Source organism: Pseudomonas sp. PDM25 (genome assembly GCF_019219045.1).
GTDB lineage: Bacteria > Pseudomonadota > Gammaproteobacteria > Pseudomonadales > Pseudomonadaceae > Aquipseudomonas.
Map to the genome: position 1 here is coordinate 107,676 of NZ_JAHUWL010000014.1, position 15,065 is coordinate 122,740.

Genomic DNA, 15,065 nt, shown 5'->3' on the forward strand with positions numbered 1-15,065 from the left:
GCCTAAGCTCGTTGTTCATCGTTGGTCGTGTCAGCTACGACCCAGCATTTAGCGCCGTTGTACTCGTCGCCGCCTTCGGCAATGAAGACGTGGCCAGCCTCGTCAATGGCATACACGCCAGGGCGCTCGTGAGACGCGTCACGCAACGAATTCTTCCAGCCGTAAACGGATCGTTGCCATATCAGTACGACGCCGCCAGGGTGTTCTAGGTTGGCTGCTCGCCAATTGGTGGCTATTGCACGTAGCGCTTCGAGAAGTTCGCCCATTGATCCTTTCCTGCTCGATCCAGGGGAGCCAAAAGCACCCTCTTTTACGGACTTAACCCGAATTTAGTCCATGTCTTGATTAATTGCGCGACTTGTCCTGGTCGGTGCAGCATCTCCCATTGGGGACCATAGGCAATCCTTTCATCGCTTGTCTTCATCGTGAAGTCCAACCCAAAGGACAGCTTGAGCGCCGAAACCTACGATGCTAACGCATGCGCCAAGAGCGGTTAGAGGGCCAACCGAACGCCAGTAGCCAATCAGGGTCAACACGATTCCCAAAACGCCCAGCAGGGTGGGAATCCTGCGCACCCACCGCGTTTGATGTTCAATATGGGCGGTTAACTGCCGTTTTAACTTCTCCAGCTCGTTGTCATTCATTCTTGGTCTTTTCCCAGATCAATGAGCAGGATCCCGTTGTCTCGCGATTACAGACACGATCAAAACGCATGCTGCTATGCCAAAAATGGCAAATGGTGTTGGTACGCCAAACACATGGCTTTGTGCGATGGATTCAACCAGCGACAGCCACGGGCGATCGTTGGGTGCCATGCTTGGAAGGAAAAACATCCCAAGAGAAGCAATCCAGACCGCAACAAGCAAAAGAACCGGCTGAAAGACCATGCAGACCGATTCCCATATCTTGGCGAGCAATACGCCAAACAGGATGTACGGCAGCAGGAACAGAAAAATCAAAAACTCAAGTATCACTATCATCATCTGATTCTCTTGTTTGCTCACGCAGGCATGACGACTTTTCGGCGAATATACCTGTGTTCAATTCTGATAATACGGCGCTCTAATTCTTGCGCCTGATCGCCGAAAAAATGAGTCGCTTTTACTTCGCAAAAGGTATTCCACAGCAAGCCATAAAAGCCCACGGACCAAAAAGAACCCCATTGATGCTTGCGTGCTCTCTGGTAATTGAGTTTACGCAACACCTGTTCCACCTTGCGGGTCCATGACAAATTCTGCTGTTTGGGCTTGCAAGTTTTCATGATCGAAATTCCTATGCCTATGGATCTGTCAAACACACGTCGGGGGCGCATCAATCACACCACCTGAGCTGCTTTTGCAGCCACACCTTTTGCGGGTACATCCTGCTGGGCAGTGAGTTCATTCCCGCAACGGAGGATTGAGCGCTCACCTGTTCGGACCTGTTCTTTGCAACTGGTAGGTTGCTCTTCTGAGCGACCTTGACGCTGCCGCACGAACTGCCCATTGCAATCCAATATTTCATGCTGCCTTTTCCTCATTAGGTCGCTGCTTGGGCATGAGTTGAATTCGCAGCATCGACCTACGCAATCTTCCCACGACAAGAAATAACGCAACCTCGAAGTTAACCCCCCTTATGGGAGCAGTTAACCCCAGCGCCTCGACTGCCAGCGCCGATAGGGTTCGTGCTCGCCCTCCAGCTGGTCAGCGTAGACATGCAGAAACTTGCCAGAATCTATGCAGAACCCATTATTGGAGAAGTTTTCAGTTTATCGCGCCAGTGATACCGCCAGCAGAATGACTGCCTGAACGACACTAAAAGTACTGATGAGTACCTGGGCAGGGGCCAATCGGCAGTTCGTACATACTTCATTCCCCCAAAATGTCATTTTTTGATTGCGGAGCACCATATGGCCTATCGGCGCAGGACCTCGACCCTCGATGACCTTCTGAAAGTGGCGATGAAGATGCCTCTGTGGGCGAATTTACTAATCGCAGGCGGTTCATTCGTGACGCTGCGTTACTACGGTGGTTCTGAGTTACCGACAATGGGGGTCGTACAAACGGGCTATCTCGCTGAATCAATCGGCTTTTACATTCTTCGGCTGGCCGCATTCATAGGACAGTTTGTAATTCCGCCCATTTTTCTATTGGGCGGGATTTTGGGATGGATTAAACGAACGATCCGCGCGCGAAAATTTAGAAGCATCTCCCGGTCCTCTCAACCTGGCGTTCTAATCCGCAATCTGACTTGGGATCAATTCGAGCGGATGGTAGGCGAAGCTCTCCGCAGGCAGGGATACGCGGTCAATGAAACGGCGAAGGGACCTGATGGTGGTATCGATCTTGAGTTGCGCCGCGGAGGCGAGTTGTTCCTGGTTCAATGCAAGCAATGGCGCGCGGAAAAGGTGAGCGTTCAGGTCGTGCGCGAACTCTATGGCGTAATGTCTGCTCGAGGAGCGGCAGGGGGGTATGTGGTTACCTCAGGTGTATTCACCAAGGATGCTTGGAAATTCGCTAAGGGAACAAGCGTGCGCCTAATTGACGGAAATCGCCTTGTTGAGTGGTTTGGGACAGTTTCTACAGGTGAGCAGAATCCGCCGTCCATGAACGGTACGTCGGCTGCCGTAACAGCTGGTGTCACTGCTGCGCGAGGGGCAAATCAAGAGCTGGATGGGGACCAATGCATGCAAATGGAAAAGGCCAAGCAGCTATGCCCACGCTGTGGCGGTGGAATGAAGCCTCGTTTCTCTCAATCAAACAGTCAGGGCATTTCGAACAATGTTTTCTTGGGATGCCTTAACTTCCCTTCATGCCGTGGAACCCGGACGTTGGTCGAATGAACTTACTCGTCGTGCCGATGCGAGGGATCGTTTCGCCCAAGTCATAGTGGATAAGGGGCTTGCGCTTTGCGGTGATCTGAGAGACTTCGTGTATCGAGTTGGGCTTCGGTACCAGCCGATTCCCAAACCCAAAGACAGTCGAGCTGAACCATCATGAGCGCATATTTCGTCCCCTTAATCTCCCTAGTAGTGGTCGTTGATGGTCCGGGGGAATATCTCACCCGCGGCGGGGATCGCGTCCGCGTTGATCGTGCATCGACGCGGAACGATTTTGAATGTGTTGGGTATTACGTGAGCTGCAGAACGACGGAGAGCTGGCACAGAAGTGGTCGCACCCACGCCACTTCTGAAACTCGCAATGATATCGTTACACGCGCGTAATCGAGGCCAGCATTCGCATTCGTGGCTGTTGGAGCACTAAGCCTTGAAGATGCCCAATCGGCGTAATTGGCTGCGTTCCTCAGCCCTCGTAATGGCCTCATCAAACAGCCGTTCAGGCAGCCAATAATCCTCATCTTTGCGCGCTTGCAAACCTGAAGTAAAGAGCCACGAATTGCTTGCCTTCCGATAATACGGGCGAAGGGTGTAGACAGTCATGATCCCGTCCGGCCCGTGTCGTGCGACGACATAACGAGCACCGTCCTCCGGCTCTAGGGAGTTTTCAAACTCCGGCAGTAGGTCTTCGGCGGTAATGTAGCGATATGGGTCACGATTCAAATCCATGGTTTTTTCCCTCAACATCCAGCCTTTGCCGCTTGGCGGATAATCGCAGCCATCACCACAATGATTTCCTTCCGGGTGTCTTCATCCACCTTTTCCGGATGCAACGCATCGTTCATTGCAGCGCCGCGATCATCAAACTCACTTATGATCGCCCTGGCTGCTCGCTCGGCCCAATCCGCCGCAGGGGGAGGTGGTGTATCAACATCACTCCAACGCCAAGCATCAGGCGCATCGAAGGGATTCCGATCCCCATAGCCAAGCATGCGCGCTGCGTAATGCTCCAAGCTTTCATTTCGGTCCCATGTAAAAGCCATCGTTAATTCCTGCTTGATCCCGAGGACTGCAAAGCCCGCACGAGGCGGACTAATTGCGCATGAATTTTTCCTACGCCGCTGCCGGTGCAGGTCGGAGCACGCATTCGTTCTCAGCGAAGTGAGCAATGAGGGCGCCGCTCTCATCGAAATACTTCACGTTCCAGGTGGGGTGGCAGTTATGGCTGCGCTTGCCATGTTTGAGCTGGTTGGTGAACAGCACGTCCAGATTCGCGCTGCCGTTCATGCCCTGGATGGTACCCATTTCACCATTCACCTCGACCATCATGCCCAATCGAGCGAACTCGATTCCACGGCAGCGGATCATGTCCTCTTGAAACCGTTGTGCTTTGCTCGATGCAGCCATATCGTTATTCCTTGGATGGGGTTTTCTTACTGTCCGGCACCTCTGTGTGCGCCGTTCGCTTTATCCAGCCATTTCAGGGCTTGTTCTTTGAGCCAGTCTGCCATCACAAGCCCTTCAGAGCTTTCAAGGGCGCTACTGGTCCAATCCAGATGCAGATGCTCTGACGCCTCGTTTAGCGCCTCGTAGCGAGCTTCCATCTGCTTGGCTGTCAGCTTTTTGCCCATGGCGGGCATTCCTCGATCTTTAGGTTCCTGCACGGAATGCGAATACATCGCCACATACCGAGCATTTTTGGCTGTTCTCAGAGCCTGATAAACAGGCGTCTGAATCAACTTCGTTCTGCGCAGTGCAGTGCGTACAGTTTGCGTACCACCTCGTTTCCGTCCAGGCGAAAGCCTGCATGCTGGTTTTCGGAGTTGCTCTCGTGTCGTTGCTCATATTGATTTTCCCTCTTACTTAAATGAGTCGAGGCGAATGAGGATCTGGCAGGCTGGGCACTCATCATCGCGAACGGATTCACCTACAAATCGAAGGCCGACACGATGAGGGCATCAACTTCGCAATAGTCCTCAAATAGCAGCGACTTACCGGCGTACAAACCTTGCAGGAACCCCCGCAGGCGTGGCACGTCTGAATGGCTATTTGCAGCGTCTTCTTCGTAGGCCTCAAGCGTTTCAAGAGCGAGAGGCTGATCTTTGATGCATCGCGATACCTGTGCGAATACAGCCCGCAACGCCGCAGCCTCAGCGGCACGCTTGGCAGGAGGCTTGACCAGCAACGTGAGCAAGTCCTCATACAATTTGCCACGCTCGGTGTTCACCTGCTGCATTGCAGCCTGCTGCTCTGGTGTCGTTGGCTCAGACACGCGCTCACTCGCATCAGTGATGCCGGCCAACACATCAAGCGCGGAACCAACGGCAGTAATGCGCGGGAGCAACGATTGGATATCGATAACTACAGCCATTTGCTTTGCCCTCCTGGGCGTTGTCCTGCTCGTTCCGGGGGCCGAAAGTGGCCTGTTTCTACGTCCTCGGCCCCGGCTTTTTCAGTGCCGGGGCTTGGGGTGCATCTGAGCGACTTTTCTTTGATTTCACCAGCCCGGTGGGTAGGCCGGAAAAGTGATCCAAAACGACAAATAATGTCCGGTCTGGCCTTTGGGATCCCAGAGGTAGATTCCGGTGCCCTCAAGATAAAAAACCGGGGATCCCTCAATAGAACCAATCTCGGTAACGGGAGCCCCAATAGCTTCTATGATTACCTCGATATCTTCACCGCCATCCTCGAGGACGTTGTTTTGAATCAACTGTTCGGCCCCCTCATCGGAATTGATCATTGGATATGGATGCACGCCAGCAAGCTGATCCAATGCACGCCCACGCAATAGCCTCCACTCTTCTTGGGGCAGCTCTGCAATCACGTGGTTATAAATTAAAGCCTTGAACTCATCGCGCTGATTTTGTGATGTAAAATTTTTCACTAAAACCTCCCGATTTTCCATGGCCGGTTTTCTTATCAGGCGACCACATAAAAATAGATTCTGACAATCCTGAACCACGTTTCACCATTCGCAGGCTATGTTAAACGCAGCCGTCAGGCGCCATCGCCTTCCACAAACTGGCTTACAAAGGCGCCAACCTTGGCCGTCAGTTCGCGGTGTTCACTTTCCACTTCGGCGAGTCGCTTCTGGTAGTAGGAAATGCACTCTACGAAGGCATCCTGTGTCGTTTTTGCGCGCATACTTAGATTCATGCTGCGAGTCTTGTCATACAGCCAGAATCCGTCGCTGCACTCCGAGAGCGTTAGAGTCTCTGTGAGTTTGGTGCAGTTAATGTGTTTGCCCATCCCGTTCCCTCAGTCACTGGTAGCAAGGATAACGGCAGATCGCCAAATCCCAACTCGATGCGCTAATTCTCCCACAACTGCGGGGAATGCAAGCCCAAATCCAGGCTCTCAATACACCTGAAACAAGACCAAGGCCAATTCAAAGGCACTCCGAATGGTGGCTGGATCGACGGTTAGAAATGGCTTGCGGTGATCCAGGTACTGGTGACCAGCATGGTCTGACGCGGATCAGGTGGCGAAATTGACCAGGGCTAAGGGAATCAGCGCAGCGGGTAGCCATAAAAGTTTGCCCCTGCTTGGGTGTTGATTGAGGGGTTGCGCTTTTTGGCAGGGTGAGAAAATTGGGCATCGTCCAGAGATAGATGCCTGAGAGAACCCTCAAATGCCCCCTAGAACACTACCCACTAAACTCAAACCGGCACTGAGCCTTCTCAAGTGGCTGATCGTTATCATCGGTTCAGCATGCGCCGTGTACATAGCGGTGACCCCCAAGCCCCTGCCGCCTCGGCAGCTCCCGACAGCATATGCAGACAGCAGACACAGCGTCAGCTGGACCTGTGTGAAGGGTGTTCGATACTTGTATCAAATCTCATCGGTACCGACGTCGGCCGTAGTCGACCAATACGGCCTAGCGATGAGTTGCGATCAAGAAAACGATGACCTCGACAAGTTCGGCAGGCGTTACCGAATTGTTTGCTCGGACAACATTCAATTGGTTCGCTTCATCGAGCTACGTCATGAAGCGCTTTTCACCCTGTACGACAAAGAAACTCGTCGACCTAAAACGTGCACGCGGCCGGGTGAGGAGGGTGACCGACTATGAGACCGAGAAAGATTCATTTCTTCTGTCCTGAGCCAGAGCGGGGTATGCCCGTTGAGATCTCTCGAAATCACTACAGCCGTGGCGAGCGGGATACCCTTTGCGGCTACATGCGGTTGGTGACGTTCAACAAGTCGGAGGTGACTTGCTACTACTGCTTGCGAAAGCTTGGTACCCATAGTCTAAGTGCCATCGGAGGGACGTCGCGTGCCTGACTATTACTACCAGATCAAAGCACGTAAGACGTCCGAATACGACGGTGAGTCGGAATGGGCGTTTCCTCCGGCCTTCAGCGGCCTTGTCACCGCCGCAGACAGGAAAAAGGCAAAGGAAATTATTGAGGAGGAGTACGGCCGCCAGTTCCCGGTACGGGTCCTGAAAAAAGACCTCGATGAGCATCACTATCTTTTACGGATATCGGAGATTGATCCAAGTGATGAATACATCCTCAGGCGGTTCCGGGAAACGCAGTGCAAAGAGTGCGGGGCTAAATTTCGACCGATCGACAAATACAACGATCCCTACTCAGACAACAATGGTGCTGACTACTGCTCAGCAAGATGCGCCACCGCTGGAAAGGCACGTGATATTCATGACCTCAAGCTTGTCGTGGAGGGGAAAGTGCCGGCGGTCATCTACCAGGTACGGCAAATTTCAACCGGGAGGGTGTACGTAGGTCAGACCACGCAACCGTTTACGCTGCGTTGGTGGCAGCACGTGACGTACCCTGGAGAAAGTAAATTTCACGAAATTATCAAGTCCACCCCGATCACTGACTTTGATTTTTCCGTGATTGAAGTAATCGATTTTCCAGAGAACTGCACGGACGCTGTCAGGTTTATCACCGAACGTGAGCGATTTTGGATTGAGGAAAAAAACGCTGTGACCCTGGGCTTTAACACGGTCCGACCGACCGGAGTAAGTCCCCAGCAAACACTCTCCCTAGACACAATCTGATCGACAGGAATAACCGATGTCCACCCTTACGCTGGCCCTAAAGGGCGAATATTTTGACGCGATCATGGCAGGCGAGAAACAGGAGGAGTACCGCCTCGTTACGCCTTACTGGCGTAAGCGCCTGGAAGGGCGTAGCTATGACGCCGTTGTGCTGACTAAGGGGTATCCCAAGCGTGAGGATCTTGCGCGGCGCCTATCGTTACCCTGGCAAGGGTATAGAGAGACCACCATTACCCATGCGCATTTTGGAGAAGAGCCTGTTGCGGTATTTGCGATTAGTGTTCAGCTTCCTTCAAAGCCGGTCGCGGATTGGTCTACTGCCCCTGAGGATGCATCACATGTGCTTTTGACTCCTGGTAGCCGCGTGTGTTGGCTTAAACTGGGTGCTCCTCGAGAAGTAGCCTATTGGCGTTGGCCCGAGCGTAAAGTCTGGCAGCGTGGTGTGGACGACAGCGATAAATGGCTTGGACATATGCATGTCGAGGCTCGGCCAACTGAAGGCACTTGCATGGCTGGACGCTAAAGCGAAATGTCCGACGCGCTCGCCAGACATTTCTGATAGCGCTTAAACATTCTTTTTGGTGATCATGCTACCCCCCCCATCCTCATAAGGAAGCCAGGATGACTCGACTAGAACACGCGATAATTCAAGAAACCCGCGTCCATTTGGCCACGTTGCAAAGTTTGCTAGCTACTCCACCTGAGGAGCGAGTGACGGAGTGCGGTTGTGATTTGGAGTTCCTCAATGCTGATGCCAGGCTGTCTGCGCTTTTAAACTTGGGACACCTTCCGGAAAGTGGCATGAGCGAAGCCGGTGCACGTGCGTTGCTGGATATCGAGAGTGAAAGAGCGTTGCTACTGACCCCCGAGCAAGCGAACCATGACGCTTCTGTTCCATAGGCGGCAGGATGCTGATGAAAGGGACATCGTTCACGAACTGGACCCGGTCATAGGCCGGGTTTCTTTTGTGCTGGAAATGCACCCCAGTTGGAATGCAATTGCTGATTGAGTCCGATATTTTGTTTTGGAACGCTGGACATTCAGGACGGCGCAGTAAAATTTTTTTCGGGGTTTTATCTATGCATGCAGTTGTTCGATGCGCGTCTTTTCTTGCTTTTGCGGTGGTTGCTGGTTGTGCCGTTGGAAAGTCCGTCGAGAAGGAGTCAGCCGTGGTGACTGTGTCCGCGTACGGCCCCGATCTGTTCGGTCAGCAGTCGCGCGGTACTGGGGGAAGCTGGGATGTACGTGAGACCTCCAGAGGGGCGACCCCTCTCAGCTATCCAGCCATGGAAGTGCGTGCTTGTAACCAATCGCGCACTGCCTGTTCATTAGGTTTTGGAGTTGTCGATGGCTCAGCTGAAATCATTTCTTCGAGCCCAACAGCGGCGACTGTGGCAATCAACCTGAACTACCAGGTTGGGCGCAGCTACTCGCACATCGTAAACGGTCAGGAAATTAAGCAAGAGGTACCTGCTGACATACAGGCCCTGCAGGGCAACCAGCAGATCTCGAAACGGATCGAGGTGGCCTATGGTGATGTCGCACACATACAGCTTCCATACGGAGTAGATGTTGCCATATGTGCCCAGAGGCAGAACGCCGGCGAGATTGTGCTCGATCGTAGCGTGTGCCAAACGTTCTGACAGATTGACCTCTCAGTTCGACGCATCAGACGCCCCTCTTCACGGTGGACGATTGATTAGCCAGGGTCCCCAGCGGGCCCTGGCTCAATATCCTCATTGGTCCATTTACCCGAAACGATGACAACCTCTGACTCATTGAAGGCATCGCGGCTATTTTCGAAGCGTGTTAGCTCGCTCTTGAGGCCGCGAAGGTCTCCGGGCACCAGTTGCAGATACTCTTGGTATCGTCCTATTGCCAATAACGAAGCGCGGTATTTCCAAAGGGTGTATTTCTCTATGTGCCCGGCGCCTTCAATTGCCTTGAGGATCTTCCCTTGGATGGGGACATTGAGAGTCGCCGTCATATCCCGACTCACCTCGGCCAGTCGTTGCTCAACGCTCCTCAGTGTCCGGCCGATTTTGTAAAACGTGGTTCCGTCAGACGAGACCAATTCAAACAGGTAAAGCGTGGCTGAAAGGATTTGCTCCTGTCTGGAGGCTTCCACCTGAAAGTGCGCGGGATGGAGTTGCCCCGCAGCAACCAGTTCGCGCTTCTCGCTAAGTCGCTCTTGAAGACGCCTGCGTAGCCATGGATCAAACTTACTCAGCGTTAACATTCCTGTTACCACTTGAGCGGTATCGGTCAGCTGCCAATGTCCCATAAACCCATGCTCGATCAGTCCATAACGCTCCATTCGCCCTATCATGAGAGAAGGTTTTCGACTTAAGTAGGTGGGGAAGTATGACTTACTGGTTTGGTGTAACAATTCGTCGACGACGCTCGCCGAAAGCGAAAGGTTGAAATGATCCCATCCTGGTATCAAAGACAGGGGACGCTTGGATTCTCTGCAGGTTGCGCCATCATGCCGAAAATGGTGGATCCTCACTTGGCCACGCACAGCAACTAAGGCTCTCGAACAGAAAGGGCAGACTAGCTCGCATACTCCGCTGCGCTGGGTGTCGATGCTGACCAGCTCTCCGGTCCGGGCTTTTCCCACCGTCAAAAAAGGCTCACTGGCCATTTGTGAAGTAACTCCATAGCAACCGGTTCCATTGAACGAATTAGCTTTCGAGCTGAATGCTGATGGCATTTTTGTCATCCCGTAGGCCAACAAACACCGCGTGCCGCACTTTTCCTGACGGTGTGATTTCAGCGAATTTGATTTCGCAAAGCTGTTTTGGCTCCAGCCACACCACGCTCAAGCCCTTGCGAATTGTGGGCATCTTCGCCATCGGGCATGTGTCGCGTTGAAGATCGCCCAGGCGTGCGCGCAGGCCGGCGAGTTTGCGCCCGCTCAATCCGGACTGAACACGACCGGCATAGACCAGCATGTCGATGTCATCGTGCAGCGCGAGAAGTAGCGAGCCGATGCCACCAGCTGCGCGCGTATAGCCGACGATGACGAACTCCTGTCGATTACTGCATTTGAGTTTTATCCACGCACCGTCCCTTTCAGGGGTGTAAAGACTACCGGCACGTTTGCCGACTATTCCTTCCATTCCCATCGCGTCGACGCTGGCCAGAAGATCACGAGGATGTACTTCGAAGGACTCCGAGAAACGCACATGATCTAGCGGCACACGCTCGATCAGTAACTGCAGTAATGATCGGCGCCGCTCAATGGGTTCACCGCGCAGATCGCGACCCTCCAGGTACAGAACGTCAAACACGAAGTAAACCAGATCATCAGTTCGTCCGGAGCTGAACGCACCTTGCAGAGGGTGGAAAATCGGCCGACCTTCATCGTCCTGCGCCACGACTTCGCCATCCAGCCATGCCGAAGATAGCTCAAGCTGGCCAAGCTCAGCAGCGATAACTGGCAGTCGGTTTGTCCAGTCGTGGCCGTTGCGGGTGAATAGCCTGACTCGATCGCGAATACCAGCGGTGAACCGGTAGCCATCGAACTTCATTTCATAGAGCCAGTTTCCTGGCGGGGGAACGCTGGCCAGGGAAAGTAGCTTGGGTTGAATTTGTTCGGGCCACGGGTCGGTGGCCGGCGGTTTGCGCTTGCCCATTCCCCGGCTCCCGTCTGCGGACACCGTCAGTGTAGTTGGCGGACGCAGGGGATGGGGCGCGCATCGGGCGTCAGTGTAGCGTTAGTTGTTTTCACTGCTGGCGCGATACTTCAAGAAGGCGTCCGAGGCCTGCATCAGCACTGCCCAAGCATCGTCTAGGTCATGAAGCTGGGTGATATCTGGGTCAAGTTCGAGGAGGCTCAATATGAATTGCCAGGATCCTTCACCTTGGGAGTTTGTCATCTCGTACGAGGCAGCGTTGAAGATATCGGTGAGGTACTCACCGCTTTGAGATGCAATTATTTCGTTCCTTTCAGCAAGCTCCCGACCAAAGCCGGCTATGTGGGAGGCTGCCGACGAAAGCTGGAAAGAATGACTTTCACCAATGTCAGGTAATCGCTCATGAATCAGATAGGCAAGGTGGACGAAACGAAGTTTGTCATCGTATGCCTCGTCGCCCTCAGATCGACGGAAAGCCTCAGCTTCCCACGGTAGCGTAAAATAGAGGTACGTGGCGTGGGGATTATTATTGTAAAGGCCTCCATTGATGTCGTAGATGTAATCGATGGGATAGAGCGCTCCCTTCCATATCTGGCCTTCGTCGATGAGAAGGGTATCCCCGCGAACCGCTTGCTCAAGATGTACCAGTTCGTGCCTGATCATCATGTCTTGCTCAGATTCCGGGCACTCATTGAGAGTCGGTCCGATGATGAGTTTGGGGACCGGGTAAACCAGTACTCCGCATGGCTGAGTTAAGAAGTTTGCGGTAAGCGCCTGTTGGTCGCGCACCGAAAGTCCGGAGGAGGCAAGGTCCTCAGTCTTGGCTTCCCAATACTCAATTTCTGCACCTGCCAAGAGCGGAAATTCAGTCGCTAGGGCCTGAACCCGGTCCAAGTGCTCAAACTCCTGATGAAGTGAGTTTTGCATGACCCATTTGAAAGCACCTGGTAAGTCGGTATACGAGCCGGCGTCGACAGCGTCATGGGGAATATTTATTCCACGGTTGATTGATAGCATGCAGGCCTCAAGGGAGCGGGTTTGATCGGACAAATTTGTATCTTCCTTTGACCGTTAGTACCGGTCGATTAGCGGTTTTGCAGAGCTTCGATCTGGTGACTGTGCGCCGCGTCTGCTAGCTCGCGCAATTCACGCGCCTCACCTGCATCAATCAGCCCTTCAGTCTTCATCATTTCGATGCCATGGCGGAGCTCAGAGTGCCAGGCGTCGAGACTGCCATTGATAACCGTGCCCTCCAGCAGTTCGTGCCATTCGCTTAGGCGCTGTTCTTTTTCGTCAATCACAGTCACGGAATTGCTCCTTAGCGCTGTTTTTTGTTCGAACAGCATCATCATTGGTTGGTGATACAAGATCAATTGGTCCACGCCACACAAAGCCGCATTCGTCGAGCACCTTCACCTCATCAGTTGCAGGAAGCACTGCTATGACACGACCGACTCCATAAGACGTGAGATCGGTTTGAAACTCTACCTCCTCAAAAAAACGCAGTGACATGCTCAATTCTCCCTCGTGGCTGGATATCTACACGGTCGTCCGGGTGATTCTTCAGAGTCAATATTCTCATGAGTCCGCAGACCTTAAGGTGATGAACTGCACCCAAGCGGGGAGCTAAAACCTTGGAATTTGCGAAACCTGATATCACAGCGGTCGTCTAGGCCCAGGAATGAATAGGGCAAAGAGGCGCAGTCCCATTCAATAATGGCTTGTACGAATTTTGTTGGGCAGTGGCGTATGCGGTCCGTTTTTTACCCCTAAGTCAGGTCAGGCTACGTGCGGAATTGTGCCCATTTCATGAGGCCAATAGCGAGCTTGCACTTCGCAAATTGCAGATAGCTTTGAGTCATACCCGGCCGGTTGCGGCCAGCTCAAGCCAGGATCGTAAATGTTCTCCCAAATCCAAACCTTTTCGGCTTTCGTTTTTGTTGTTCTCCTCACAGGAATGGGCGGCGCATCTGCGGAGCCTACGCCTATGGGCAAAGGCAGTTCGCCAACCATAACCACCACAACGATTGTGCAACCGGCCACTTACCAGCTGATCACCAACAATGCTGGTCGGTCTGGCAGTGAACCGAAGCTGGTGCTCGTGATAGGCACTGACGAGGTAAAAATTTATGAAGTCAGGTCGATCGAAGTCATTTCTACCGGTGGAACCAGCCCAGCGCCTTCGAATTTTGAGCGCCTGCAGATGAACACCGAGCAGTCCCAACAGCCCACATTCCGTTTCTGACAATGGCGTCTAGGAGAACTGCCGCATGAAACCAATTAGAGCGAAACGCCATTTCTCCCCTGGCCAGGGTGAGCTGTTTGGTCTTGATCAGATCGCCAGTGTGTATCAATCAACACCTGAGACAGCTATCAGTAACGCTGCGCTTTACAGCCTTGTTTCACAAAAAGCAGGGGTGCCTTTTTCGGTCATTGACGAGCGTGTTCCGGTGGGTAAGAGCGGGCAAAAGCACAGCCTTGCTAGGAGGGCGATCCGTTGGGGACAGCAAGATCTCAAACGCCAAGGCATCTTGGAGAGGGTTAAGGGCGAACGAGGCGTTTGGCGGCTGACTGAGGCAGCGAAGCGCGACCTCCATGCCGCAAAATCAGGGGTAAAGCTTCTGGGATTTCGTACCGATTTGGGCATAGCGGTATGGGGGCCATCGGGCGATATTTTCAAGAATTTGCACGTTCCGATTTCCCTTGTCTACTCGTCGCCTCCCTACGCTTTGCGTCGACCGCGGGCCTACGGAAACCCTGACGAAAGGGAAATCGTCGACTTCATTTGCGACACGCTGGAGCCTGTTATAGAAGCGATGGCGGAGGACGCGTCCCTAGTCCTGAATGTGAGCAACGACGTGTTCCATACAAATTCTCCCGCTCGCTCGACTTACGTTGAGCGATTGACTCTGGAGATCTGCGATCGCTTTAATCCAATGTGGTTGATGGATCGTTTGATATGGGAAAACAAATCGAAGATGCCTGGGCCAATGCAATGGTGCAGTCGAACACGTCAGCAATTACAGGTCTCTTGGGAGCCTCTGCTGTGGTTCGCGCGGAATCCGTTGAAGGTGAAATCTGACAACCGTCGCGTTCTTGAACCACACTCTGAGCGTCATTTGAAGTTGATGCAGGCTGGTGGTGAGAAACGGGAAACAAATTATGGTGATGGTGCTTACCGTCTCAAATTTGGCAGCTTTGGTACCCCGACACCTGGCCGCATTCCAAATAACATCATCAGCAGGGGCCACCGCTGTCCACATGGCACCCGACACCGTAAAGCAGCAGTTGAGCTTGGGTTGCCAACTCATGGGGCAGGTCAGCCACTGAGCGTGCCTGAGTTTCTGATCAAGTTTTTGACGGAGGAGGGCGATTTGGTCGTAGATCCTTTTTCTGGCCGGGGAATTACTTCGTTGGCTGCAGAGCTAAACAACCGCGCGTGGATGTCGGGCGAGATCAATCTTGAGTACATTCGCTCTGGTGCGGAGCTTTTTCGGGATCGACCGGGTTTCTGGCTTAACCCACAGATCGAGCGTGCATTCAGTGCCGGCCAGAGAGGAAGATGAGCATCGAAAGCCTCTTGCAT

The 15,065-nt window shown here is 53.1% G+C and carries 23 protein-coding genes; 7 read left to right on the forward strand and 16 right to left on the reverse strand.

Annotated features, from left to right (window positions below):
* Positions 1 to 2: 2 nt before the first annotated feature.
* The 4 genes from KW848_RS23975 to KW848_RS23990 all read right to left on the reverse strand — a co-directional run bounded on the left by KW848_RS23975 (position 3) and on the right by KW848_RS23990 (position 1,261).
* On the reverse strand, positions 3 to 266 hold the full coding sequence (locus KW848_RS23975; protein ID WP_218538257.1) for an antirestriction protein ArdR: 264 nt from the start codon (positions 264 to 266) through the stop codon (positions 3 to 5).
* A 141-nt stretch (positions 267 to 407) separates the two neighbouring features.
* Positions 408 to 644 carry a hypothetical protein gene (locus KW848_RS23980; RefSeq protein WP_218538258.1) on the reverse strand — a complete coding sequence of 79 codons (237 nt, stop codon included), beginning with the start codon at positions 642 to 644 and terminating at the stop codon, positions 408 to 410.
* A gap of 18 nt (positions 645 to 662) precedes the next feature.
* A complete protein-coding gene (locus KW848_RS23985) occupies positions 663 to 983 on the reverse strand; it encodes a hypothetical protein (RefSeq protein WP_010466309.1) in 321 nt (106 codons plus the stop codon).
* A gap of 17 nt (positions 984 to 1,000) precedes the next feature.
* Entirely contained in the window at positions 1,001 to 1,261 is a 261-nt protein-coding gene (locus KW848_RS23990) for a hypothetical protein (protein WP_218538259.1), read from the reverse strand.
* A gap of 627 nt (positions 1,262 to 1,888) precedes the next feature.
* Here KW848_RS23990 and KW848_RS23995 point away from each other — a divergent pair.
* Entirely contained in the window at positions 1,889 to 2,821 is a 933-nt protein-coding gene (locus KW848_RS23995; RefSeq protein ID WP_218538260.1) for a restriction endonuclease, read from the forward strand.
* A 417-nt stretch (positions 2,822 to 3,238) separates the two neighbouring features.
* On the opposite strand, the gene KW848_RS24000 is transcribed toward KW848_RS23995, so the two are convergent.
* From KW848_RS24000 to KW848_RS24030, 7 genes are all read right to left on the reverse strand, one after another.
* Positions 3,239 to 3,544 (reverse strand): hypothetical protein, encoded by a 306-nt coding sequence (locus KW848_RS24000; RefSeq protein ID WP_218538261.1) that lies wholly within the window; start codon positions 3,542 to 3,544, stop codon positions 3,239 to 3,241.
* 11 nt (positions 3,545 to 3,555) lie between these two features.
* Positions 3,556 to 3,858 (reverse strand): hypothetical protein, encoded by a 303-nt coding sequence (locus KW848_RS24005; RefSeq protein ID WP_256365263.1) that lies wholly within the window; start codon positions 3,856 to 3,858, stop codon positions 3,556 to 3,558.
* Between the two features lie 70 nt (positions 3,859 to 3,928).
* Positions 3,929 to 4,222, reverse strand: coding sequence for a hypothetical protein (locus KW848_RS24010; RefSeq protein ID WP_218538262.1), 294 nt, complete (start codon positions 4,220 to 4,222; stop codon positions 3,929 to 3,931).
* Between the two features lie 26 nt (positions 4,223 to 4,248).
* Positions 4,249 to 4,446, reverse strand: a complete 198-nt coding sequence (locus KW848_RS24015; protein WP_218538263.1) for a hypothetical protein — start codon at positions 4,444 to 4,446, stop codon at positions 4,249 to 4,251.
* A 296-nt stretch (positions 4,447 to 4,742) separates the two neighbouring features.
* A complete protein-coding gene (locus KW848_RS24020) occupies positions 4,743 to 5,186 on the reverse strand; it encodes a hypothetical protein (RefSeq protein ID WP_218538264.1) in 444 nt (147 codons plus the stop codon).
* Positions 5,187 to 5,312: 126 nt separating this feature from the next.
* Positions 5,313 to 5,720 (reverse strand): hypothetical protein, encoded by a 408-nt coding sequence (locus KW848_RS24025; protein WP_218538265.1) that lies wholly within the window; start codon positions 5,718 to 5,720, stop codon positions 5,313 to 5,315.
* A gap of 92 nt (positions 5,721 to 5,812) precedes the next feature.
* Complete coding sequence (locus tag KW848_RS24030) at positions 5,813 to 5,959, reverse strand: hypothetical protein (protein WP_218538266.1); 147 nt, start codon at positions 5,957 to 5,959, stop codon at positions 5,813 to 5,815.
* A 1,132-nt stretch (positions 5,960 to 7,091) separates the two neighbouring features.
* Here KW848_RS24030 and KW848_RS24035 point away from each other — a divergent pair.
* From KW848_RS24035 to KW848_RS24050, 4 genes are all read left to right on the forward strand, one after another.
* Complete coding sequence (locus tag KW848_RS24035) at positions 7,092 to 7,841, forward strand: GIY-YIG nuclease family protein (RefSeq protein ID WP_218538267.1); 750 nt, start codon at positions 7,092 to 7,094, stop codon at positions 7,839 to 7,841.
* 16 nt (positions 7,842 to 7,857) lie between these two features.
* On the forward strand, positions 7,858 to 8,364 hold the full coding sequence (locus KW848_RS32520) for a hypothetical protein (protein ID WP_218538268.1): 507 nt from the start codon (positions 7,858 to 7,860) through the stop codon (positions 8,362 to 8,364).
* Positions 8,365 to 8,462: 98 nt separating this feature from the next.
* Positions 8,463 to 8,741, forward strand: a complete 279-nt coding sequence (locus KW848_RS24045; RefSeq protein WP_218538269.1) for a hypothetical protein — start codon at positions 8,463 to 8,465, stop codon at positions 8,739 to 8,741.
* Positions 8,742 to 8,833: 92 nt separating this feature from the next.
* Positions 8,834 to 9,484, forward strand: a complete 651-nt coding sequence (locus tag KW848_RS24050) for a hypothetical protein (RefSeq protein WP_256365264.1) — start codon at positions 8,834 to 8,836, stop codon at positions 9,482 to 9,484.
* A 56-nt stretch (positions 9,485 to 9,540) separates the two neighbouring features.
* Here KW848_RS24050 and KW848_RS24055 read toward each other — a convergent pair whose 3' ends face one another.
* The 5 genes from KW848_RS24055 to KW848_RS24075 all read right to left on the reverse strand — a co-directional run bounded on the left by KW848_RS24055 (position 9,541) and on the right by KW848_RS24075 (position 12,991).
* Entirely contained in the window at positions 9,541 to 10,158 is a 618-nt protein-coding gene (locus KW848_RS24055) for a hypothetical protein (RefSeq protein WP_218538270.1), read from the reverse strand.
* A 367-nt stretch (positions 10,159 to 10,525) separates the two neighbouring features.
* Positions 10,526 to 11,479, reverse strand: a complete 954-nt coding sequence (gene ligD / locus KW848_RS24060) for a non-homologous end-joining DNA ligase (RefSeq protein WP_218538271.1) — start codon at positions 11,477 to 11,479, stop codon at positions 10,526 to 10,528.
* An 81-nt stretch (positions 11,480 to 11,560) separates the two neighbouring features.
* Positions 11,561 to 12,529, reverse strand: a complete 969-nt coding sequence (locus tag KW848_RS24065) for a hypothetical protein (RefSeq protein WP_218538272.1) — start codon at positions 12,527 to 12,529, stop codon at positions 11,561 to 11,563.
* 35 nt (positions 12,530 to 12,564) lie between these two features.
* Entirely contained in the window at positions 12,565 to 12,786 is a 222-nt protein-coding gene (locus tag KW848_RS24070; RefSeq protein ID WP_218538273.1) for a hypothetical protein, read from the reverse strand.
* Positions 12,773 to 12,991 carry a hypothetical protein gene (locus tag KW848_RS24075; RefSeq protein ID WP_218538274.1) on the reverse strand — a complete coding sequence of 73 codons (219 nt, stop codon included), beginning with the start codon at positions 12,989 to 12,991 and terminating at the stop codon, positions 12,773 to 12,775. The genes KW848_RS24070 and KW848_RS24075 overlap by 14 nt, the downstream gene beginning before the upstream one ends.
* 388 nt (positions 12,992 to 13,379) lie before the next feature.
* On the opposite strand from KW848_RS24075, the gene KW848_RS24080 reads away from it, so the two are divergent.
* Together KW848_RS24080 and KW848_RS24085 are read left to right on the forward strand one after the other, a co-directional pair.
* Positions 13,380 to 13,724 (forward strand): hypothetical protein, encoded by a 345-nt coding sequence (locus tag KW848_RS24080; RefSeq protein ID WP_218538275.1) that lies wholly within the window; start codon positions 13,380 to 13,382, stop codon positions 13,722 to 13,724.
* A 25-nt stretch (positions 13,725 to 13,749) separates the two neighbouring features.
* Positions 13,750 to 15,045, forward strand: coding sequence for a site-specific DNA-methyltransferase (locus KW848_RS24085; RefSeq protein WP_218538276.1), 1,296 nt, complete (start codon positions 13,750 to 13,752; stop codon positions 15,043 to 15,045).
* Positions 15,046 to 15,065 lie beyond the last annotated feature (20 nt).